Here is a 22997-nt window from a genome sequence, read left to right on the forward strand (position 1 = left end):
TAGAGTCGTGAACATTCCCGCCGCCGTAGCGTCACGTGACGCAGACACGAGATACGAGCTATCGCATCTGGACGCGCTCGAGGCCGAGTCGGTGCACGTTTTCCGCGAAGTCGCCGCGACTTTCGAACGGCCGGCTCTGCTGTTCTCAGGGGGCAAGGACTCGGTGGTCATGTTCCATATCGCGCGCAAAGCCTTCTGGCCGGCGCCTGTCCCCTTCCCGCTCATGCATGTGGACACCGGACACAACTTCGACGAGGTGATCGAGTACCGCGATCAAGTGGTCTCCGACACCGGCGTGCGACTGCTTGTCAGTTCCGTGCAAGACGACATCGACGCGGGTCGAGTGACCGAGCAGACCGGCCCGGGCGCAAGCCGCAACCGGCTCCAGACCGCCGCCCTACTGCGCGGGATCACCGAGAACCGGTTCGACGCCGTGTTCGGCGGTGCCCGACGTGACGAGGAGAAGGCGCGGGCCAAAGAGCGGGTGTTCAGCTTCCGGGATGAATTCGGCGCCTGGGACCCGCGAGCCCAACGACCGGAACTGTGGAAACTCTACAACGGCAGGCATCGCAAGGGAGAGCACATCCGGGTGTTCCCGCTGAGCAACTGGACCGAGCTCGACATCTGGCAGTACATCGCCGCCGAGAACATCGAGCTCCCTTCGATCTATTACGCCCACAAGCGTGAGGTCATTCCACGAGACGGGATGCTCTTGGCGCTCAACAGGTTTCTCGAAGTCCATCCGTTCGAGAAGGCGCACACCGAGACCGTCCGCTTCCGCACGGTCGGCGATGCAACGTGTACGGGATGCGTTCAGAGCACCGCCGACACAGTAGAGAAAGTCATCGCTGAGATCGAGGTCACCAGGCTGACCGAGCGTGGGGCGACCAGGGCTGACGACCGGATCTCTGAATCAGGGATGGAAGACCGCAAGAAGGAAGGGTACTTCTGATGACAACCACTTCGCATGCTGCGCAGGCCATCTCAGAGCGCGACGGCACCGAAGCCGGCACCGAGCTACTCCGGCTGGCCACTGCGGGATCGGTCGACGACGGCAAGTCAACCCTGATCGGGCGACTCCTGTTCGATTCGAAGAGCATCTTCACCGACCAGATGGAGTCCATCGAGCGCACCAGCGCCGAACGGGGCGACGAGTACGCCAATCTGGCCCTTCTCACCGACGGCCTACGCGCGGAGCGCGAACAGGGCATCACCATCGACGTCGCATATCGCTACTTCTCCACTCCACGACGTAAATTCATCATTGCCGACACCCCTGGTCACGTCCAGTACACCCGCAACATGGTCACCGGCGCATCGACCGCCGATCTGGCCATGATCCTCATCGACGCACGGAAGGGCGTACTGGAGCAGACCAGGCGACACGCCTTCTTGTCCTCGCTGCTCGGCATCCCGCACCTGACCATCTGTATCAACAAGATGGATCTCGTCGACTGGTGCAGTGACCGGTTCGACGAGATCCGCGACGACTTCGTCAAGTTCGCCGCCAAGTTGAATGTCACCGATCTGACCTTCATCCCCATGTCGGCGCTGCAGGGTGACAATGTGGTCGAGCATTCGACGAACATGCCGTGGTACGAGGGCCGTCCGCTGCTCAGCCACCTCGAGAACGTCTACATTGCGTCCGACCGGAATCTGATCGACGCCCGGATGCCGGTGCAGTACGTCATCCGTCCCCAGCGCAAGGACGGTTTCGATCATCGCGCCTACTCGGGAACCGTTGCAGGCGGCGTGTTCTCCCGTGGAGACGAGGTGGTCGTCCTGCCCGGCGGTTTCAGCACCACGGTCACCGACATCTGGGGCCCCGGGGGAAACAAGGTCGACGAGGCGTTCGCAGCGATGGCAGTGTCGATCGAACTCGCCGACGAGATCGACATCGTGCGCGGAGACATGCTGGCGCGCCCGAACAACCGGCCGCACGTGGCCAGGGACATCGACGCAATGGTGTGCTGGTTCTCCGACGACACCGACTTGGAGACGGGGAGCCGCTATCAGATCGTGTGCGGCACACGGTCGACCCGCGCGCACATCACCGGCCTCAACTACCGACTCGATGTCAACACGCTGCACCGCGATGAAAACGCGGATCGGTTGCAGCTGAACGAGATCGCGCGACTCACTCTCCGTACGCAGCACCCTCTCATGTTCGATTCCTATCGACGGAACCGAGAGACCGGCAGTTTCATCCTCATCGACGAGACCACCAACAAGACCGTTGGCGCCGGGATGATCACTGCGCCGGTCAGCAAGGACAGTCATGTGGTGTGGCAGGACACCAAGGTCGGGCGCGATCAGCGCGCCCATCAAGGGGCGACCATCTGGCTGACCGGCTTGTCGGGTTCAGGGAAGTCTTCGGTGGCGATGGAACTGGAGCGTCGTCTGGTCGCCGCAGGCCGTCCCGCCTATCTCATGGATGGCGACAATCTCCGCCACGGGCTCAACGCCGATCTCGAATTCTCCGACGACGACCGGCGTGAGAACGTCCGACGTACTGCCGAGGTGGCGTCACTCTTCGCGGACGCGGGAACCGTGGCCATTGTCTCGCTGATCAGTCCGTTCGCGGAGGAACGTCGACGTGCCGCGGAGATCCACGCCGAGCGGGGTCTGGCCTTCCACCAGATCTTCGTCGACACCCCGATCGAAGTGTGCGAGCGCCGCGATCCGAAAGGGTTGTACGCGAAGGCCCGACGCGGCGAGATCAGCGACTTCACCGGCATCGACTCACCCTATGAGCGACCCGCCGATGCCGACATCGTCATCACCCCCCAGGACGGGACGCCGACCGAAGTCGCCGACGCAGTGATGCGCGCTCTCGGATTGTGAGGCGTGACATGACCGCGGACCGACGGCTGGCACGCGAGTTGGCATCCTCCGCCGGGGAACTCCTCGTGAGGCTCCGATCGACAAGCGGCTTGTCGGGGAAAGCTCTTGGCAAGGAGGGCGACGCCCGCTCGAATGCTCTTCTCCTCGAGATCCTCGCCCGGGAGCGCCCCGGCGATCTGGTGCTCTCCGAGGAGTCCACTGACGACAAGCGCCGACTCGACGCCGACCGTGTGTGGATCGTGGATCCGGTGGACGGGACCCGCGAATACGGGACGGAAGGTCGCGTGGACTGGGCCGTCCATGTCGCCCTGTGGTCGGCAGATGCAGACCTGATCGCGGGAGCGGTGGCACTGCCGGCACTGGGAATCGTCTACACCGACGACTACCCGCCGGCGGTACCCGGGGGCGACTCGAGCAATTGCCCGAAGGACAGGGCCCCGCGCATCGTGGTGAGTGCCTCACGCCCCCCGCTCTTCTCGGATGCAGTAGCGCAGGCGCTCGGCGGGGACGTGCTGCCCATGGGCTCGGCGGGGGCCAAAGCCATGGCCGTTGTACGGGGCGAGGCCGATGCGTACGTCCACGCCGGTGGACAGTATGAATGGGATTCCGCGGCTCCCGTGGCCGTTGCCCGGGCGAAAGGGTTGTGGTGCGGACGCATCGACGGGTCCCCACTCCGCTACAACCAGGACGACACCTACTTGCCCGACGTGATCATCTGCCGCCCCGAACTCACCGAAAAGATCCTGTCGGTGACCACAGCACACTCCCCTGCGGGCGCCTGATGACCTCGCTTTCGCCGGGCCGGTCTCACGAGACCGGCCCGGTGCAGGCGCACGCAATGGAGCCGGAACACCAGCATGTTGCCAAGCCCGGATTGCACCGTGACTTGGCAATGGAGCTCTACATCACGCATCGGCATTGCCAACGGCTCACAGCCGCAACACATCTGCACGAATCGGTATTCGCCATCTTGGATGTTCTGTCGGACGGGCGCCCGTACACCCAGCGCGATCTGGAAGCGGCGTTGCAACTGGATCAGTCGACTGTGAGCCGACATGTGAACACCGCGATCGATCTGGGTTACGTCGAGCGCTGGGTCGGTCCTTCCGGAAGCCGACTGATCCGGCCGACGATCTCCGGTCGCCGCGGGTATGAGCACGAAGTCGGCAGGTGCGGCGAACGACTCGGGCGAGTACTAGCGGAACTGAGTCCTGGCCGTGCCGATGCTCTTCTCGCCGAGTTGCACGCATTCAACGAGGCGTGTGACCGCCACCGGCACACCTGACGACTCCGAGAGAGCATCGACGTCAGACCCTACGCGACGGTCAGCGACTGCGACTCATCTCCGTGTCGCCGCCAGGCCCGGGCTCCATCAGGGGTTCGGCTGTCCGTTCACTGCTGCGATGAGCAGCCCAGGGGCGTAAGGGTTTCCGTCGAGCGCGCGGCTCGTGCGCCGGTCCGCCTTCCAACCATCAGTGGTCCGGACGAGCCGCCAGTGGTGAGCAGTCGCTCGGTGGACTCGAAACCCGTTCTCGTCATGGAGGACCAGTAGCGAATAGCTGGCCGCAGTCGCCTCGTCGCGGTTCACGGTCACGTGGACCGGCCCCTGGAAATGAGCGCATCCACCAGCGATGAAACCCTGGTGCGTGCGGGATCTCACCATCGCGACGATGTCGTCGCGTCCCTGCATGTACAACCCGTCGACGTCGTAGACACCGTCAGGCGTCCACAGCGCTGCGACGGCATCTGCGTCTCCGCTGTCGACGAGCGGTCCGTACGAGGCCACCAGTCGAGCGACGTCCCGCTCGTCCTCCATGAGGCGCAGCCTGGCCTCGATCGCTGACAAACGATCCTCATGCGAGGTCATGCGAATCCTCTTTCCTCGTAGTCGAGATCTCGCCACCCGGCAGATCATGCAATTCGGCCAGTGCAGCCAACTGCTCGATGTAGTGATCGGCGGAGGAGGCCGCGATGGTCACTCCGACGACGGTGGCACCGGCGGCCGATGCTGCAGCCACCTCGATTCGAGCCCGGTCCGGGTCGGCGGACGGGTCCATCTTGCCTGCCGACAGGATCACCTCGAAGTTCTTCGGTAACGTGACCGAGTCGAGCATCTCTCGCAGCCGCGGGCGGCTCAGACCGAACGGTACCCACCCGTCGCCCAACTCCACCGCGCGACGCAACGACCTTTTCGTACGGCCGCCGATCCAGATCGGAACGTCACTCTGCACCGCATGGGGCTCGATGAGCATTCCGCCGAAACGGTAGTGAGTTCCCTCGTACCGCGGTTCGGATTGCGACATCGCGACGCGAAGCGCGCGCAGCGCATCGTCGGCGACCTCGCCGCGACCGTTGAAGTCAGCTCCGAGTAGCTCGAACTCCTCACGCAGAGAACCCACTCCGGCGCCCAGCGTGAGCCGGCCACCGCTGATGGCATCGAGGGTTCCGTACCGCTTCGCGATCTCGAGCGGATGGTGATAGCCGAGCACCAGCACCTGCGTCAGCAACCTGATACGACGAGTCCGTGCAGCGATGAAACCGAAGGTGGCCAGCGGATCCCAGTATGTCCCGCCTCGGACGGCCGCCACCTCGGTCGGCACAGCCACGTGCTCGCTACAGGTCAAATACTCGAACCCGAGATGGTCGGCCGCCGCGGCGATGTCGGCGAGCTCGGCGATACCCGCTGACGCCTCCCATTCCCCCGCGACTCCGGGCACCTGGGTGACGATCGGGCTGGTGATCCCGATTCGCACCGCTCAGACCTGGGCCTGAGCGGCTTCAGCATCGGCCTTCGCCCTCTGCGGGAACAATTTCAACATCCGCTCGTGCTGTTTGAGGATCAGCCCCCGACGGTCGGGACCGTTGATCTCCTCGGCACGAGACGCATTCCCACCTGCGACCCACACCGGACCGTCGGCGAGGTGGTCGAGTCCTTCGCGCGCCACATCGTCGGGTTCGCTGACCTTCATCGCCCCACCGAGATTCATTCCGGCGCGTTCCATTGCGGGCGTCCGGGTGACGCCGAGCACGAGTTCGAGCACATCGACGCCGTGGTCTCGCAACTCCAACCAGAGCGACTCGGCAAAGACCCGGCCGAAGGCCTTGACGGCGCCGTAGATCGACAGATGCCTACCGCCCAGGTAACCGCTCATCGAGCCGACCAGCAGCAGACCGCCACTACCCCGCGCACGCATCTTGGCACCGAAGTAGTGGACGAGTGTCAGCTGCGCGGTGATGTTGAGGTCGATCACGTTCTGAAAACGGCCGAGGTCGCCTTCGACGAAATCGCTCCCATAGCTGTTCGCGCCCGCGTTGTAGACAAGCAATCCGACGTCCAGATCCTCGGTCGCAGCGAAGATCTGACCGATTGATCCGGAATCGGTCAGATCGAGGGACAGTGTTCGCACCTCGACTCCGCGCGTCCGAACAGCCGCGGCGGTGTCCTCCAGCGGACCGGGCTTGCGTGCGATGAGCACGAGATTGATCCCGGCTTCGGCGAGTTGATGAGCGAACGAGGCGCCCACTCCTTCCGATCCACCCGCGATGACCGCCCATGGCCCATACCGCTTCGGATCCAGCGATTTCGACCCGTTAGTTGTCGTGATGTTCATCATTCTCCTCGTTCACTTACAGTCGTTTTTCCGTCAGCGCCGCTCGCCGAAGCACCAGCGCATGGGGTGGCCTGCCCGTCTTGTCACCAATCGGCGAAGGGCACTATGGCGCCCAGCGACATGCACGCCAGCGTCTCCACACTCGAATCTCCTCGGTCGAAGCCCCGAGCGGCATCGAATTCATTGTGTGAATGACGTATTCGATCGGTGGTGGAGTCAGGATCGCCATCGATGTACACAAGCCGAATCCGCATCGAACCCTCTGGGTCATCGGAATTGGTCCGCGGACGCATGGTGATGTTCTGATGGTGACTGAAGGTGAACGTCCAGACACCTGCCACCCCTGGAAGATCGAGCAGCTCGGGAATCAGTTCGCGATCCTCGGCGGCATGGTGTTCATGTGCGAGAACTCCACGCGCATCCTCGAATCGGGTGAGTGTGAGGTGAACACCGCGATTCGGACGAAACGGCAACACCTCAGCCGAAACGAGCGCCGATGGGGCCGCGTAGCCCTTGACCGGCCGAAAGAATCCCAGGAGTGGCCGTTGAACACCTGGAATCAACGGCCCACGCCCCCATTCGAATGAGTCGGCGCCGAGCCGGTTCCATTCCGCGACGGACTCTTCAACAGGATCGTTGAACCAGTACATGGCAACGTAGTCAATCGAGCCGAATTCCGCTGTCGCAGCGTTCATATAGTCGATTCCCGACTTGTGAGACCACCGTTCCCCCCAGGCCACCCCGGGGAGTGCAAGGTTCTCGGGCCGGTGATCCATCAAGTGCCATCGGTTGTAGTTCCGATGGTTCTCGGGGGTGTTGTCCGCAAGGTGGACGAACGAGAAGAACGCCAGCGGGAATCCGGTCAAAGTCCATCTCCTGAACGAGGATACAGTTTGGTGATGTGTGTCACGTTAGCTGTACCGCAGGTTGATTTCGGATGAGCTTCCAGGTGAATGGGAGAGACCGCCACTCCGTACGCCGACCAGTCGCAACCTACCCCGCAGCTGCGCTCACGCCGGCGCGCCGTCCGAAGAAGCTGCCATCTCCCAGACTCGCACCGCTCGCGTAACCGCCGGCGCACACTCCCGAGGTGCAGCGGCCTGCCGCATACAACCCCGGGATCGGCGCCCCGGACACGTGCAGCACCTCGGAGTCGACGGTGGTCTTCAGCCCGCCGAGCGTGAATCCACCCATCATTCCGCGGAGATCGTATGCGGCGACGGGTGTCCCGATGGGCTTCAACCACTGCGACTTCTTGCCGAACAACGGATCGGTTCCGTTCGCGGCGTGCGTGTTGTACAGGTCGATCGTCGCCGACAGGGCCCCGGACGGCAGACCGATCTCGGACTCGAGTTCACCGACACTCTCGCACACCCATTTCGGGGTGGCACGCATCATCGCACTGGTCGACTCCGTGGTGAGCGCCTCCTCGTACGATGCCTCGTCGATGATCACGAAGGCCTCACCCCCTTGGTTCAACAGCGTCGCCTGCCCGATCCGGCCGGGGTAGGTGTCCTCGGTGACGAATCGCTGGCCCTGTCCGTTGACGAGGATCCCGCGGGCCATCAACTGCGGGTCACAGAAGATCGCCACCTCGGTGGCGTCCATGTGCGCCGTCGCCGCACCGAGTGCCTGGGCCATCATGATGGCCCGACCGTCGTGACTCTCGATCGAGGCCGCGGGGCGGCCTTCGATATGCGGCGCATGGTCGTGCAGCATCGTGTTGTCGTAGGCGAAACTCCCGGTCGCGAGAACCACTCCCCGCCGGGCTCGAATCGCCTGATCCACACCGTAGTTCCGGGCGATCACACCGACGACCCGTTCGTCATCGTCGACGACCAGCGATTGGACGCGGTTGTCATAGAGCGTTCGGACACCGAGCTCTTCGACCAGCGCGAGAAGCGGTTTCATCAACATGTACCCGCCGGCCTGCTCGCTGTCCGTGGTCGTCGCACGACGTGGGAGATGGCCGCGGGGCGCGGGCGGAATAGTGGCATTGAACGGTGCGGCGTTCTCCCCGCCGGAATACATCAGGCCCTCGCCGTGGGGCGGCTCCCAACCGGGCTCACCCCAGAACGACTCGTCGAAAACCACTCCCGCGTCCACCAGCCAGTTGTAGTGCTCGACACTCTCCTCGCAGTAGACATCGACTTTGGCCTCGTCGACCCCAGGTCCGAGGGCGGCTTTCATGAAAGCCTTCATGTTCTCGACCGAGTCTTCGAACCCCAGCGACTTCTGCAGGGCAGTACCGCCGCCGAGGTAGATGAAACCTCCGGACATCGCAGCAGCGCCCCCTCCGCCACCGAGTCGTTCGAGCGCCACGACCTCGGCGCCGGCGCGAGCAGCCTCGATCGCGGCTGTGGCGCCGGCGACGCCGAGTCCGGCGACGACGACATCGGCTTCCTGCGACCACTCGATTTCAGATGCCGAGACCGGCCGGAGTGTGGGATCTGTCATGTGAACCTCCTCGATGAGTTGCTCGCTATTCACTCATCGATCGGTCCACACCGGTTGTCGGGATCCCGAACAATGGGAGGCCTCAGTGTCGTTCTGGTAGTCCATCTTTCAGTCGGTCGAGGTCAGCCGGCGCGGGCTCAGACCCCGGCGTTCGCGTCCTGCTTCTTCTTGAGCTCGAGCGCGATGTCGATGAGCTGGTCCTCCTGGCCGCCGACCAGTTTGCGGCTACCCGCCTCGAGGAGGATCTCCGCCGCCGAGACGCCGTAGCGTTCGGCATGCCCCTCGGCGTGCTTCAGGAACGAGCTGTAGCAACCGGCGTAGCCCATCATCATCGCCGAGCGGTCGACCAGGCACTCCGACGGCATCGCCGGACGGACGACATCTTGCGCGGCGTCGGCGATCTTCATGAAATCGACGCCGGTGGTGATGCCGAGCTTGTCGCAGACACCCACGAAGGCCTCGGTGGGCGTGTTGCCCGCGCCCGCCCCGAAACGTCGGATCGATCCGTCGATCTGCTGCGCGCCCGCGCGGATTGCATTGACCGAGTTGGCGACCGCGATGTCGAGGTTCTCGTGCCCGTGGAAACCGACCTGCGCGTCATCGCCGAGTTCGGCCACCAGGGCCTGCACCCGAACGGTCACGTCCTCGAGGACCAGCGCACCGGCGGAGTCGACGACGTACACACACTGACACCCGGCATCGGCCATGATGCGGGCCTGCTTGGCAATGACCTCCGGAGGCTGGCTGTGGCTCATCATCAGGAACCCGACGGTCTCCAGACCGAGATCGCGCGCGAGTCCGAAATGCTGGATCGAGACATCGGCCTCGGTGCAGTGCGTCGCGATGCGGCAGATCTGACCGCCGTTGTCCTGCGCCGCGCGGATGTCGTCCTTGGTGCCGAGCCCCGGCAGCATCAGGAAGGCGATCTTCGCACGCTTCGCCGTCTCGGCAGCAGCCTTGATCAGCTGCTGCTCCGGGGTCTTGGAAAAACCGTAGTTGAACGACGACCCGCCCAGACCGTCACCGTGGGTCACCTCGATGACCGGCACACCGGCCTGATCGAGTGCGCCGACGATCGCACGCACCTCGTCCTCGGTGAACTGGTGGCGTTTGTGGTGGCTGCCGTCACGCAGCGACGAGTCCGTGATGCGGATGTCGAGGGTGTCGGAGTACTTGCGCGCGTTCGCCATCAGCTTCGGGTCGCGCGGTGTCAGAACCACATTGGTGCTCATGCGGGGACTCCCAACTTGGTCTTTGCGATCTCTTCGCCGACCTTCGTGGCGGCGGCGGTCATGATGTCCAGATTTCCGGCGTACGGCGGGAGGAAGTCGCCCGCACCCTCGACCTCGACGAAGATCGACACCCGGGCGTGTCCGCCGTTCAGGACGCTCGGCGGGTCGAACTGGGGGTCCTGCAGCAACCGGTAACCCGGCACGTACGCTTGGATCTCTTTCTCCCGCCGATGAATCGACTCGGCGATCGCATCGGTGTCCGCGTCCTCGGGGATGGCACAGAAGATGGTGTCGCGCATGATCATCGGCGGGTCGGCCGGGTTCAGGATGATGATCGCCTTGCCGCGCTGCGCACCGCCGATCGTCTCCACACCCTTGGAGGTCGTCGCGGTGAACTCGTCGATGTTCGCGCGGGTGCCCGGGCCGGCCGACACCGAGGCCACCGACGCCACGATCTCGGCATAAGGGACCGGCACGATCGAACTCACCGCATGCACCATCGGGATGGTCGCCTGCCCACCGCACGTGATCATGTTGGTGTTCGGTGCGTCGAGATGCTCGCGGAGATTGGCCGGCGGCACCACCGCGGGGCCAACCGCGGCCGGGGTGAGGTCGACGGCGATGATGCCCGCCTCCTCGTACTTCGGCGCGTACTCGCGGTGCACATAGGCCGAGGTCGCCTCGAAGATCAGATCCGGACGCTCCGACGACGCCAGTAGCTCGTCGGCGCCACCGCTCATCGTGATCAGGCCATGATCGGCCGCGCGCTTCATACCCTCGGAGGCGGCATCGATGCCGACCATCCAGCGCGGCTCGATCACCTCGGAGCGCTCCAGCTTGTACATCAGGTCGGTGCCGATGTTGCCCGACCCGATGATCGCTGCGGTCAGTTTGGCTGCCACGGGTTCCTCCTCTTGCTTGGTGAAAGTTGTTGTTGTCGCGGTAAATCGAGGGACGCTTCGTGTCAGGTGAAATCGAGGGTGACGCTGCCCAGTCCGGCGAAATCGGCCACGAAGTGATCACCCGACGAGATGTCGATGGCCCGCGTAGCGGTGCCCGGGAGGATGACATCACCTTTGCGCAGACGCACCCCGAAGCCCTCGACCTTGCGCGCGAGCCAACTCACGGCATTGAGCGGATGACCGAGCACCGCAGACGAGTTGCCCTTCGCGACGATCTCGCCGTTGCGCGTCAGCGTCGCCTCGATGTCACCGGTGTCGATCTCGGAGATCGGCACCCGCTGCTGACCGAGAATCCAGCCACACGACGACGCGTTGTCGGCGATCGTGTCGCACAGGGTGATCTTCCAGTCTTTGATCCGCGAGTCGATCAACTCGATCGAAGGAACCACCCAGGCCACCGCGTCGATCACGTCTTCGTTGGTGCAACCCTCGCCCGGCAGGTCCTCACCCAGGATGAAGCCGACCTCGACTTCGACGCGCGGAAAGCAGAGCTTCTTGGCGTCGATCGCGGTGTGTTCGAAGTACTGCATGTCGTCGAGCAGATGGCCGTAATCCGGTTCGTCGACGCCCATCATCTTCTGCATGGCCTCGGAAGCGAGGCCGACCTTGTGCCCGGCGACCTTAGCCCCGGTGTCGAGCCGCTTGCGGATGTTGATCAGTTGGATCTCGTACGCGTCAACCACATCGAGGTCAGGGTAGGCGTCGGTAGGGCGGTCGATCGCGGTCGCCGACGCCTCGGCCCGCGCCAGATCGGCGGCGATCTGCTCTCGAATCGCCTGGTCAACCGCCATGTTGTCTCACTTTCGTTCACCTGGGGGAACGCCCACCGACGAGGTGGCGCGCAAGCGCATCACCAAATTCTAGAACACGTTCTAGTATTCCGGAATCCCGTTAGGACGGATCCGGGTCGACGTGACCATGCTGATTCCACTACGTCTGTGCGCGCACGTGGGCGGTGAGTCCATTCAGCGGGACCGGTTGTCCGTCACGGTCAGACCGCCACCGTGCCCGCGGTTCCCATGTACGCGCGCTCAATTCGCGCCGGATCGGCCTGCAGGGCCAACGCCGAGTCGTCGATGACCACGTTCCCGTGCACCACCACCGCCGCGGTGTCCGCGACTCCCAGAGCCAGGTGTACGTGTTGTTCGACGAGGACGACCGCCATCCCGGTGTCGGCAGCGAGGCGCCGGAGGACAGCGAGGATCTCGTCGACGATCACCGGCGCGAGCCCCATGCTCAGCTCGTCGATGAGAAGGACCTTCGGCTGCTGGACGATGGCACGGCCGATCGCGAGCATCTGCTGCTCGCCACCGGAGAGTCTCCCCGCGTCGATCTTCAGCCGCTTCTCGAGAGCGGGGAAGTACTCGATGACCTGGTCGACCGCCGCGGCTCGCCGACTGCGCTCCCGCACAGCGAGTCGGAGGTTCTGCACGGTCGACAGCTGCCGGAACAACGCGCGGTCGTCCGACACGAGGACCATTCCGGCACGAACCGCATCGCGTGGACGGCCACCGGTCAGCGCGGTCCCGTCGACCGCGACGTCACCGCCGAACCGGGGCAGCATTCCCGCCAGCGCCAGCAGCAGAGTTGTCTTTCCGGCGCCGTTCGGACCGAGCAGGCACCGGATCTCGCCGGCCTCGACCGTCAGGTCGACGTCCCGAACACATGGACGCGGCTTGGTGTATCCGGTTGTCAGTCCAGTGCAGTGCAACGCGCTCACGACAGAACCCCCTGGGTGCTCGTGGTGTCGGTGGTCGGGGATTCGGTGGGCCTGCCTGTCAAGGATTCGGTGGGACTGTGCAGTTCCGGGATAGCCTCGTGATCGACGTCGACGGAGCCAGTCGGCATCCCGAGGTAAGCCCTGATGACGGCGTCATCGGTGCGAATCTGTTGTGGAGTTCCGGTCGCGATGACCTTGCCGAGGTCGAGAACCACCACGCGGTCACAGATCGACAGGACGAGGTCCATGTCGTGATCGACCATCAGGATCGAGGTCCCCGCGTTGCGTGCCATCCGCAACCGTTCACCCAGCCACTGACTTTCGGAGGAGTCCAGACCGGCAGCCGGCTCGTCGAGCAGCGCTACCCGCGGCGATGCCGCGAGGACGCGTGCCACCGACACCAGCTGGCGGCGGCCCTGCGACAGGGTTGCGACCTCGGTGTCGGCCATCTCGTCGAGCCCGACCATCTGCAGCACCTGCGTCACACGACGATCCACCGGCACGTCCGAACGGGACCTACTCGCCCCGACGGTGACGTTCTCGGCCACCGAAAGGTCGTCGTAGAGCTCCACATCCTGGAAGCTCCGCCCCAGTCCGAGCCGACTGCGGACGTGCGGACGAAGCGTGCTGATGTCGCGGCCACCGAGTGTGACCGCGCCGGTGGACGGCGCGAATCCGGTCACCGCGTCGATGATCGTGGTCTTGCCGGCGCCGTTCGGTCCGATGAGTCCCACGATCTCGCCCGGATAGACGTGGAATGACACATCCTCGGCGGCGGTCACCGCGCCGTAGCGAACGCCGACACCGTCGACGGCGAGGACCGGGTCGGTGCGATCGACGACCGGCGCGGCACTGCCGGCGGTCGTGGCAGCGACGGTCGACGACTCGTGAGCGGACCGCTGCCAGAGTGCAGGCACTGCCGGCCAGGGGATGTGCGGGAGCCGGCTCGCGATGCCATCCGGGTTGGCCATAACCGAAACGATGAGCAGGATTCCACTGATGAGTGTGTAGTACTCGCCGATGTCGGCGGCTCGATCGAGAACGATGTAGAGCAGGCCGCCAGGCGCCATGAGGCCGGCCAGGATGCCACCGGTGATCGAGGTGATCCCGGCGATGTACATCACCGCGAACAGACTGATCCCCAGAAACACCGTGAAGGACTCAGCGGTCGCGAGAGTCTGCTGGTAACCGAGCAGCGATCCGCCCAGTCCGGCGATGAACGCGCCGATCCCGAAGGCGGCCAGCTTGGTTCGCGACACGTCGATGCCGGTGGCCGCCGCCGACCGCTCGTTGGCGCGCACGGCCAGCATGTCGGTGCCCAGCGTGCTACGGCGCAACCAAGCCACCCCGAGCCCGACGAGAACGAGCACGATCAGACTCAGGATCCCGAACGCGAGGCGCGGGTAGTTCTCCCCGGCTCCGATCCCGAGGTCGATCCCGAAGATTCGCGGGGTGTCGATGGGTGCGCCGGTGACCCCGCCGTTGAGCGAAGGGTTCCGGAACCAGAACGCCTCCAGGAACACCGCGAGCGCCAGTGTGACAACGGTCAGCGGAAGACCTCGGACACGGATGGCCGGCAGACCGACGACGACACCCAGCACGGTGGCGACGACCGCCGCGATGATGGGCGCGAAAGGGAACGGGATGCCGAGGTGGGTGTTCAGGACCGACAGCGAATAGGCACCGACACCGGCGAGCGTCAGCTGGGCCAGCGACACCTGACCGGCATAACCGGTGACGACCACCTGGGAGAGCGCGACGACGCCGAAGATGATGCTGGTGATGACGGCCGCTCGATAACTGCCCGTGGTCACCATCAGGGCGACGACCGCCACCGTGACCGACACCAGAGCCGGGAGCAGGATTCGCTCCGGACGCGGCGCTGCGCCCAGCGCTTGTCGCACGACTGCACCGCGATCGGGTAGCGGCCGGCCCTTCACCACCAGGAAGCCGAGGATGAGGATGAGCGGGATAGCCTCGGAGAGACCGGTTTTCGGAAGCCAATCGTAGGTGTTCTGCAAGTTCGTCGCCTCGGACTGCAGTGCACCGATCGCGATACCTGCGGCCACGGTGAGCCAGATGGACGAGAAGTTGCCGACAAGTGTCGCAGCGAGTGCAGGCACGATGAACATCGTGTAGGCAATCGGGTTCAGCGAGACCAACGGGGCGATGAGGATACCGCCGAGGCCCGCAAGCACCGAGGACAGCGCCCAGTTGCTGAACGCGATCCTGTCCGGCGACAACCCGGTCAGGTAAGCACCCTTCTCCGATTCGGCCGCCGCCTCGGTCGCGACGCCGAACCTCGTGTACCGGAACGCCAGAGCAGTGACGACGGCGAGACCGACGACGCATCCGGCGAGCCACAGCCGATCGGTAGGCGCGACGCTGTCCCCGATGGGGATGGTCTTCAAGGGGAAGATCGGTTCCACCAGCGGAATCTGGGTACCGACGCGCTGGGCGATGACCGCCTGCAGCACGATCATCAGACCGATGGACGCCACTGCCTTGGCCACCACCGAGGCGTTGCGCATCGGACGGAAGATCAAGGCGTAGCAGAGCACGCCGAGAACTGCGGCGATGACCAGCGCAATCGCCATGGCCGGGACCACCCCGAGCGGTCCACCGAGGTGGATCGTCTTGGGGAGTCCCGGCACCGGGACCATCAACTCCCCTGTTCTCAGCAGGACGTAGGTGTACGCGGTGTACAGCGCAACGGCGCCGGTCGCGAAGTTCACGACCCCGGAGCTCTTGAAGGTCATCACGAGCGCGAGCCCGATGGCCGCGTAGACCGCCCCGTTTCCGAGACCGAGTACGAGGTAGGAGAGATGGTCAGTCATGTCGATTCCTCTTGTGCCGAACGCTTACGCGGCCGGCTTCTGTCCGGCGAGTTTCAGGTCGACCGGGACACCCTGATCGTTGATCGGCCCGTAGAGCATCTGGCTCGAGCACAGCGACGGCATCTGCGGGAAGGCGGTTCCGTTGCAGGTGAAGGTGATACCGCCACCGGCAGGCATCTCCACGTTCTTGCTCGTCTTCAGCGAATCGGCGATCGAGGCGGCGTCGACATCCCCTTGGATGCCGTCGGCCGCCCGCACGAGCCCGAGAACAACCTGGTACCCGGACGAGCCCGGGCCGGTCACGGAGAGATCCGGCGCGTACTGGCCCATGACGCTTCGGTAGAGCACCGAGTCGGGATTGTCCGACAGGTAGTCGGTAGCGGTGATGCCGGGATTGCCCTTGATCGCGTCAACGCCGACGACCTCGGTGACGTTCGCGTCGAGACAGGTGGGAATGAGCAGCTTCGTCACCGTCGGATCCTGGGTCTGCACGGCCTTCAGCACCGAGGCGCAGGTGGGAGCGTCGGCGATCACGCTGATGCCGTCCGGCTTGTCGGAGAGGCCTGCAGAGACCATGGGCGTCGGGTCCGGGACTCCCATCGGAATCGGGACGACGTTCATGTCGATACCCATCGCCTTGAAGATCGGTCCGCCCATCTGCCCGACGATGTTGGCGATTCCCCCGCCGTCCATCACATAGATCGCGACGCTTTTCAAGCCGACGCTTTGCGCCGCGGTGGCTGTGGCAGTGAGGGATCCGGGAAGTCCGGCAGACAGCGCCGACACGCCCGGCGATGTGAGCTCGGCAGCAGACACCGCGTTCAGGGTGACGTAGGGGATCTTGGCACCGGAGATGATCGGTACGAAGACCTGGCCCATCGACGTACCTGGCGAGAGCACCGCGGCGACACCCTGTTCGACGAGTTCGTTCGCGCACTTCGTCGCCGACGTCGGCTCTTCCTGATGTTTGCAGACGACCAGTTCGACCGGATGTCCAGCCAGGCCCCCGCCGTTCTCGTTCACATACTGCACGGCCGCCTCTGCGCCCTGTCGATACTCGGGCAGCGAGACCGCGGCTCCGCCCTCCGCCGAGAGGAAGCCGATCTTGACGGGCGTGCCGTCAGCCGGATCGGCGGGTAGCGATGTAGTGGACGCCGAAGGCGCGGAACCACTCGAAGAGTCATCGCTGCCGCAGGCGGTGAGGCCCACCGCGCTCGCCACCGCAAGCACGCTCAGGCCGGCAACGGCTCGTCTATGGCGAGTCAGTCCACCGAGTTTCATGTCAGGTACTCCTTCACAGACTGCGAGGCCCGCGCATCGGATAGGACATCCCACACATCGGCTCCCCCGCGTGATTCGCGTCACCCTTCGGGTGCAAGCAGTGAATTATGAGCGCAGGCAATGCCCATGCGGAGACGGCGGTTCCCGGTGACCGGGACACTCGTCGGGCAATGCGGTCCGCGCCATATGGTGATCACTCGCGGGCCGGCACGCCGAACCGCCCCGGTTCGTGTCGACGAAGCGGGGCGGTTCGTGAGGCGACTGAGGGTCGCCGGGTCAGCTGTTCCCCACGAATCCCCGGAACCGCCGGACGTAACCGATCACGCGCCGGATCGGCACCGCCCGCGGCCAGTCCTCCGCACGGAAGTAGGCGTCCGAACCTCCGTCAACGAAAATGACGCTTCCGCAGAGGAATCGCGCCGATTCGGACAACATGAACAGCACCCAGTCGGCGAGCTGAGCGGCATCCCCGAAGCCACCGATCGGGACCGGGAAACTCCGTATCGCCTTGGCCTCGGTTGGGGTCGCCAGCTGCTTCTCGAGGAGGGGGGTCAGGATCGCACCGGGAGCCAGCGCATTCAATCGGATGCCGGCACCCGCCCACTCCCGGGACACGGCCGCGCGACGCACCCAGTGACTGACCGCGATCTTGGAACCCGCATAGACGATGGGCGCGGCCTTCTTGCCGAAGATCCGCACCGACCGGCACACCTTCTCGACGTCGCGCTCGGTGAACGCCGCGAGGGTACGCGAGGGCACCGCGGGGACGGTCGTGGTCGAGTTGCTCGAGAACACCACGACCTTCGCCTCACCTGCGGCGGCCAGCGCGGACCGCCAGCCTTCGAGCAATTCCACGACGCCGAGGTAATTGACCTCGGCGATCAGACGGAGACGCTCTTTGCCGGGCGTCGGCCCCAGGCCTGCGGCCAGTACGGCGCCGTCGAGCCGCCCATCTGCTGCCGCAAGGACGTCGGCTATTGCCGTGCGACGCCCACCCGGGGTGGACAGATCCGCGATGACCTCAGCATCGACGAGGTCGACGCCGATGACCGTATGTCCTTGTGCTCGCAGCTTTTCCGTGACCGCACGGCCCATTCCCGACGCCGACCCGGTCACCACGTAACACTTCACCGCTCGTTCTCCCATCGTTTGCTCCTCCGTCACGGTGACGACGACACCGTGCCACCGCCTATATTTGACACACTAAGACAAAAATGGTCTGCTCAGTGGGTGTTCCCCCTCGGCGATTCGCCCGCCCCGCCCCCCGACGACGGCCGGCGGGGGCGCGGGCGACCGTCGGTGATCGATGCCGGAGCAGTCGCGGAAGCCGCGTTCCGACTGTGGCGCAACCAGGGGTTCGCCGATACGAGCTGGGCCGACCTGGCCGAGGCCACCGGAGTGAGCGCGCGGACGCTGCTGCGACACTTCCCCACCAAGGCCGACATCGCCTGGACCGGCGTCGCACAGGCCACCGTTCGGCTGCGAGACGCTCTCGAGAAGACCTCGGCCGACGACTCCCTCGCCGATGCCATTCGCACCGGCGTCGTCAGCTCGGTGTCGCATCACCCCCGCGTGCAGCGCGTCAATCCGGCCTGGTTGCGGCTGATCGCCGACGAGCCGGAGCTCCTCGCGATGGCACCCCGCGCCTATCGCCCCTGGATCGACGAACTCGCCGCGTTCATCGGCCGGCGGGTGCCGCACGCTCCACCCGCGATCTGCCGCGCACTGGCGTCGACGTACCAGGCCGCCGCGTTCGCCGCCCTCACCGAGTGGGCCGATTCCGGTGCCGACGGAGACTCCGCGGACGCGGTCGACGCGATGCTCGGCTGGATCGACATCCGCATCCCGGAGTTCACCGCCGGCTCCTGAGGCCGGGTCTCACACGAGATCACACGGTCCGAACCGTCCCGTCCCACAAGTCCTGCACCAGATGTGAACAGCCCTTCATGTTTCACGACAATCCCACCGCGTCAAGGAGACCCCATGCCCGACATCGCGTCCCCCGTTGCCCCTGCGACCACACCGGATCCGCTGGCCCCGGCCCGCCTGGGCCCGGTGTCGATGCGCAATCGCATCATCAAGTCGGCAACCTTCGAAGGCGTCACCCGCGACGCCTTGGTGACCGAGGAACTCATCGACTTCCATGTGGCCGTCGGACGGGGCGGTGTCGGAATGACCACCGTCGCCTACCTCGCCGTCGCCCCGGAAGGGCGCACCGAACGCGATCAGATCTACTGGCGGGCCGACGCCCTCCCCGGCCTCGGACGACTCACCGACGCCGTGCATGCGACCGGCGCCAAGGTGTCGGCGCAGATCGGGCACGCCGGCCCGGTGGCCAACTCCCGATCGAACGGACTGCCGTCCATCGCCCCGTCCACGAGGCCGAACCCCCTCGCGATGGGTTTCGATCGGGCGGCCACGCAGGACGACATCGCCCGGGTAATCGTCGCACACGGGAATGCCGCCCGCATGGCGAAGAACGTCGGCTTCGACGCGGTCGAGATCCATCTCGGTCACAACTACCTCGCTAGTTCATTCCTCAGCCCGAACATCAACCGCCGCAGGGATTCCTGGGGGGGTTCACTGTCCAATCGGGCCGAGTTCGCCCGCCGTATCGTCGCCGAGGTCGGCGAGGCGGCCGGCGGGGAGATCGCGGTCATCGCCAAGATGAACATGGCGGACGGTGTGCCGGGCGGGCTGTGGCTCGACGAGTCGCTGCGGTTCGCCCAGATGCTCGAGTCGGACGGGCACCTCGACGCGATCGAATTGACCGGCGGATCGTCCCTGCTGGACCCGATGTACCTGTTCCGGGGCGACGTGCCGGTTCGTGCAATGGCCAAGACACAGTCGGGCATAGTCAAACTCGGTATGAAGATGTTCGGCCGGTTCGTCTTCAAGCAGTACCCATACGAACCGCTCTACTTCCGCGATCACGCGCGGCAGTTCCGCGAGGCACTGGCCATGCCTCTCATCCTTCTCGGTGGAGTCACCGATCACGACGGCATGACCACAGCGATGCGCGACGGCTTCGAGTACGTGGCCATGGCCCGCGCACTGTTACGCGAGCCGGACCTGATCAACCGCATCCACAAGGATCTGGCGACGACCTCGCTCTGCATCCACTGCAACCTGTGCGCGGCGAGCATCTTCACCGGCACCAGATGTCCGCTGGTGGTCGACGCCGAGGCATGACCCAGCACGGCTCGGTCGATCCGTCGATTCTGTGCAGATTTCCGTGAGCCGTTTCACATCGGCCCGCCTCTGTGGCACACTTCCTAATAGAAATAGCCACGTCAGGGCGATGCAGCCCAGAGGAGGAGCGACGGCATGTCCATCCCGAACGATGTCGCCGATGATGCACCGTCAGCGCCGAGCGCGGTTCTCGATCGTCTGTCGCTCGTCCTCGACGCCTTCGACGGCCGGGACCGGCTGAGCCTCGCCGAGATCGTCCTGCGGACCGGCCTACCGCGGTCGTCCGCGCATCGGATGCTCGAGCGGCTCGTCGCCCTGCGGTGGCTGAGCCGAGACGGCCGCAGCTACAGCCTCGGAATTCGACTCGTCGAACTGGGCTCCCTGGCCGTTCACCAGGACCGCGTTCACGCAGCGTCCACCGAACACCTCCACCAGCTGTACCGGACAACCGGGATGGTGGTTCATCTGGCCGTCCTGGACGGCGGCGACGTCGTCTACCTGGACAAGATCGGCGGTCGCCTGGCACCCCTCGTACCCACCCGGATCGGCGGCCGCCGGGACGCACGTCGATCAGCGCTGGGACGGGCGTTGCTCGCCTACAGCGGCCACCGGATTCCCGGCGCCGATCTGATTCTCGAGCATGGAATAGCCGTCGAGCGCAACGAATCCGTCGCCGGTTTCGGTTGTATCGCCGCGCCGATCGGGCCGATTGGCGAGGCGACCACAGCGGTCTCGGTGTGTGGGCCCCTGCGCGACCTGGTTTTCGATTCGACGATGATCACCCCGGTACGCCTGACCGCCGGCGCCATCTGGCGCAGCATGTGCGACGGAACCCGGGTCACCCCGACTCTGCAGCGGCGCAACCTGATGCGGTCGATGCCCACGGCGGCGCGAGTACTCGCCGAGGGCTGATCCCCCTTGCCGCCCGCGCCGCTTGGCGCGGGGGTCAGCCCGGCTGCGCGGGGTCGCTCGAATCAGCCGGGACATCGCGCCAGACCCCGGGATTCCGCGGAATCGGCAGCCCACGATCGTCGTGGTCGGCGCCCGATTCGAACCGCTCGGCAGCAGAGTCGATCTCGTCCAACAACTCCTGCGCGAGCTCGATCTCGGACCGGTAATAGCGCTGCGCCCACCGCAGGCTCATCTGGGAGAAGGCCCAGCCGGGCTCGGCCTCGGAGTGTTCGGCGTGCAGCGCAGCCCGATCGGCGGCCTCTCGAATGTTGGCAATGTGTGCACGCACAACACGTTTGAGTTCCCCAGGCGTCTGCAGATGCCCCATGTACAGACGTAACATGACCCCGTGCTTCAGTACGGGGATCTCGACGTCGGCCGAACGAGACCAGCTACGCAGCGCGTCGAGACCTGTATCGGTGATGCCGTAGACGCGCCGTCCCCGGACCCCCTCGTCAGAAACCTTCCGAGACACGACCAGCGCCTGATCCTCGAGCTTCTTCAGTTCGGCGTAGACCTGACTCACCGACGGGCTCCAATAGAAGAAGCCGATACTCCAGTCCGCCCACTTCTTGAGATCGTTGCCGGTCAGTTCCTCGCCGAACGACAACATGCCCAACACCGCCCAGCTCGTCGCCGGTAGGTTCGGATGTGGATCGTCGCTCACCAGGCGACACTACCAACGGGCCGGCCGTGATCAGCCGTCTGCTTTCCCGGCCACCGGGAGCGCACTGCGCCCGATCCGCACACCTCCCGGCTACCGGGAGATCGACCAGCAGGTCGTTCACCGGCCGGATACCGTGATCGTCCATGAGCGACCGAATCATCTTCGTTGTCGATCAGGTCGTCCTCAAACCGGGTGCGGCACGCGACTTCGTCGACGCCTATCTGGATGAATACGCACCTGCCGCCACGCGCCGGGGGTTGACCTTGGACCGGATCATCGTCAGTCCACCGGTCTGGCTCGACGACGCCAGCAACACCGTGACCGCGACCTGGTCGGTGCAGGGACCACGCGATTGGTGGCAGACCATGGTCGCCGCCCGGCACGACCCCGCTCCCGCACAATGGTGGACCGACAAGGCGCCGATGATCGTCGAGCGCTCCCGTTCCATGGCGGCCGATGTAGGCGACGTGGAAGGACTCTGCGATGTATGAGATCACCCGGCTGATCCACCTGACCGACCCCGACGATCCACGGGCACTGGACGCGGTGGTCGACCGCGTGACCGTGGCCGCCTCGGCGACAGAAGCGCGCAGGACCCTTGTGTCGCCGACGCTGGCCGGTGTCCGCAACGGCGGAGATTTAATCGTCCACCTACAGTTCGATTCCGAGGAGGAGTGGCGGCGGGGCCGCCCCGATGTCGATTGGGCGACCTCGGGGGCATCGGTCGCTCGCGTCAACTCGGTCGAGTATCACGGTGGGAACACCCGCCTGCCCGGGGATTCTGGCCGGCGGCAGCGCGCCGGGGACGGGATCGTCTATCGCACTCTGCTCCTGCGGGTTGACGAGACGGCATCCGACCGACAGATCGACGAGTTCGAGCGCACGCTCCTGCGGATGCCGCGGTATGTCACCTCGATGCGGGCGTGGCAGCTCAGCCACGTGGCCGAGGCGGGCGGTGACTCACGGTGGACGCACGTCTGGGAACAAGAGTTTTCCGACATCGACGGGCTGCTCGGAGAATACATGCACCACCCGATCCACTGGGCGTCGGTGGACGCGTTCTTCGACCCTGAGAACCCACGGTGCATCGTGAGAGAGCGTGTCTGCCACAGTTTTTGCTCCGCCGACGAAACCGTGGTGCCCTCTGTCGAGCTGGCCGACTCGGTGGATTCCGCACGGTAGAACACCGAGACGTGCGAGCGCCCACGGGACGTCCCGTGGGCGCTCGCAGTCCGCCACCGAG

The 22997-nt window shown here is 65.2% G+C and carries 22 protein-coding genes; 9 read left to right on the forward strand and 13 right to left on the reverse strand.

The genetic code is table 11. The features are described 5' to 3' along the window. Window positions 1-7: 7 nt before the first annotated feature. From cysD to MHN80_RS05750, 4 genes are read left to right on the forward strand one after another with little or no spacing between them, the layout of a single operon-like run. Window positions 8-952, forward strand: a complete 945-nt coding sequence (gene cysD, locus MHN80_RS05735) for a sulfate adenylyltransferase subunit CysD (protein ID WP_239400132.1) — start codon at window positions 8-10, stop codon at window positions 950-952. After that, window positions 952-2844: an adenylyl-sulfate kinase gene (cysC, locus tag MHN80_RS05740; RefSeq protein ID WP_239400134.1), complete on the forward strand. Its 1893-nt coding sequence runs from the start codon at window positions 952-954 to the stop codon at window positions 2842-2844. Before cysD ends, cysC begins: the two co-directional genes overlap by 1 nt. Window positions 2845-2852: 8 nt before the next feature. After that, window positions 2853-3626, forward strand: coding sequence for a 3'(2'),5'-bisphosphate nucleotidase CysQ (locus MHN80_RS05745; RefSeq protein WP_239400136.1), 774 nt, complete (start codon window positions 2853-2855; stop codon window positions 3624-3626). After that, complete coding sequence (locus MHN80_RS05750) at window positions 3626-4129, forward strand: MarR family winged helix-turn-helix transcriptional regulator (RefSeq protein WP_239400138.1); 504 nt, start codon at window positions 3626-3628, stop codon at window positions 4127-4129. The genes MHN80_RS05745 and MHN80_RS05750 overlap by 1 nt, the downstream gene beginning before the upstream one ends. An 87-nt stretch (window positions 4130-4216) precedes the next feature. On the opposite strand, the gene MHN80_RS05755 is transcribed toward MHN80_RS05750, so the two are convergent. The 12 genes from MHN80_RS05755 to MHN80_RS05810 form a co-directional block, all read right to left on the reverse strand. After that, the gene (locus MHN80_RS05755; RefSeq protein ID WP_239400140.1) at window positions 4217-4711 is read right to left on the reverse strand and encodes a nuclear transport factor 2 family protein; all 495 of its coding nucleotides are present in this window, start codon (window positions 4709-4711) and stop codon (window positions 4217-4219) included. Next, the gene (locus MHN80_RS05760) at window positions 4698-5597 is read right to left on the reverse strand and encodes an LLM class F420-dependent oxidoreductase (protein ID WP_239400142.1); all 900 of its coding nucleotides are present in this window, start codon (window positions 5595-5597) and stop codon (window positions 4698-4700) included. Before MHN80_RS05760 ends, MHN80_RS05755 begins: the two co-directional genes overlap by 14 nt. Window positions 5598-5600: 3 nt before the next feature. Continuing rightward, window positions 5601-6455 (reverse strand): SDR family oxidoreductase, encoded by an 855-nt coding sequence (locus tag MHN80_RS05765; protein ID WP_239400144.1) that lies wholly within the window; start codon window positions 6453-6455, stop codon window positions 5601-5603. Window positions 6456-6538: 83 nt separating this feature from the next. Continuing rightward, entirely contained in the window at window positions 6539-7321 is a 783-nt protein-coding gene (locus tag MHN80_RS05770) for a hypothetical protein (protein WP_239400146.1), read from the reverse strand. Window positions 7322-7448: 127 nt separating this feature from the next. Continuing rightward, a complete protein-coding gene (locus MHN80_RS05775; protein WP_239400148.1) occupies window positions 7449-8912 on the reverse strand; it encodes an FAD-dependent oxidoreductase in 1464 nt (487 codons plus the stop codon). Between the two features lie 137 nt (window positions 8913-9049). Continuing rightward, on the reverse strand, window positions 9050-10144 hold the full coding sequence (dmpG, locus tag MHN80_RS05780; protein WP_239400150.1) for a 4-hydroxy-2-oxovalerate aldolase: 1095 nt from the start codon (window positions 10142-10144) through the stop codon (window positions 9050-9052). Further along, on the reverse strand, window positions 10141-11046 hold the full coding sequence (locus MHN80_RS05785; RefSeq protein ID WP_239400152.1) for an acetaldehyde dehydrogenase (acetylating): 906 nt from the start codon (window positions 11044-11046) through the stop codon (window positions 10141-10143). Before MHN80_RS05785 ends, dmpG begins: the two co-directional genes overlap by 4 nt. Window positions 11047-11108: 62 nt before the next feature. Next, a complete protein-coding gene (locus MHN80_RS05790; protein WP_239400154.1) occupies window positions 11109-11897 on the reverse strand; it encodes a 2-keto-4-pentenoate hydratase in 789 nt (262 codons plus the stop codon). 200 nt (window positions 11898-12097) lie between these two features. Next, complete coding sequence (locus MHN80_RS05795; protein ID WP_239400156.1) at window positions 12098-12826, reverse strand: ABC transporter ATP-binding protein; 729 nt, start codon at window positions 12824-12826, stop codon at window positions 12098-12100. Beyond that, window positions 12823-15663 carry a branched-chain amino acid ABC transporter permease/ATP-binding protein gene (locus tag MHN80_RS05800; protein ID WP_239400158.1) on the reverse strand — a complete coding sequence of 947 codons (2841 nt, stop codon included), beginning with the start codon at window positions 15661-15663 and terminating at the stop codon, window positions 12823-12825. Before MHN80_RS05800 ends, MHN80_RS05795 begins: the two co-directional genes overlap by 4 nt. 24 nt (window positions 15664-15687) lie before the next feature. Further along, entirely contained in the window at window positions 15688-16944 is a 1257-nt protein-coding gene (locus MHN80_RS05805) for an ABC transporter substrate-binding protein (protein WP_239400160.1), read from the reverse strand. A gap of 276 nt (window positions 16945-17220) precedes the next feature. Further along, window positions 17221-18090, reverse strand: a complete 870-nt coding sequence (locus tag MHN80_RS05810; protein WP_239400162.1) for an SDR family oxidoreductase — start codon at window positions 18088-18090, stop codon at window positions 17221-17223. An 84-nt stretch (window positions 18091-18174) separates the two neighbouring features. On the opposite strand from MHN80_RS05810, the gene MHN80_RS05815 reads away from it, so the two are divergent. The 3 genes from MHN80_RS05815 to MHN80_RS05825 all read left to right on the forward strand — a co-directional run bounded on the left by MHN80_RS05815 (window position 18175) and on the right by MHN80_RS05825 (window position 21048). After that, on the forward strand, window positions 18175-18813 hold the full coding sequence (locus MHN80_RS05815; protein WP_239400164.1) for a TetR/AcrR family transcriptional regulator: 639 nt from the start codon (window positions 18175-18177) through the stop codon (window positions 18811-18813). Between the two features lie 114 nt (window positions 18814-18927). Next, window positions 18928-20136 (forward strand): NADH:flavin oxidoreductase, encoded by a 1209-nt coding sequence (locus MHN80_RS05820; protein ID WP_239400166.1) that lies wholly within the window; start codon window positions 18928-18930, stop codon window positions 20134-20136. A gap of 135 nt (window positions 20137-20271) precedes the next feature. Beyond that, window positions 20272-21048: an IclR family transcriptional regulator gene (locus tag MHN80_RS05825; RefSeq protein ID WP_239400168.1), complete on the forward strand. Its 777-nt coding sequence runs from the start codon at window positions 20272-20274 to the stop codon at window positions 21046-21048. A gap of 34 nt (window positions 21049-21082) precedes the next feature. Here MHN80_RS05825 and MHN80_RS05830 read toward each other — a convergent pair whose 3' ends face one another. Beyond that, window positions 21083-21700, reverse strand: a complete 618-nt coding sequence (locus tag MHN80_RS05830) for a PadR family transcriptional regulator (protein ID WP_239400344.1) — start codon at window positions 21698-21700, stop codon at window positions 21083-21085. A 197-nt stretch (window positions 21701-21897) separates the two neighbouring features. Here MHN80_RS05830 and MHN80_RS05835 point away from each other — a divergent pair, with 197 nt between their 5' ends. Together MHN80_RS05835 and MHN80_RS05840 are read left to right on the forward strand one after the other, a co-directional pair. Beyond that, window positions 21898-22245: a hypothetical protein gene (locus tag MHN80_RS05835; protein WP_239400170.1), complete on the forward strand. Its 348-nt coding sequence runs from the start codon at window positions 21898-21900 to the stop codon at window positions 22243-22245. Then, complete coding sequence (locus MHN80_RS05840; protein WP_239400172.1) at window positions 22238-22936, forward strand: Dabb family protein; 699 nt, start codon at window positions 22238-22240, stop codon at window positions 22934-22936. Before MHN80_RS05835 ends, MHN80_RS05840 begins: the two co-directional genes overlap by 8 nt. Window positions 22937-22997 lie beyond the last annotated feature (61 nt).

Source organism: Gordonia sp. McavH-238-E (assembly GCF_022348225.1).
Taxonomy (GTDB): Bacteria; Actinomycetota; Actinomycetes; order Mycobacteriales; family Mycobacteriaceae; genus Gordonia; species Gordonia terrae.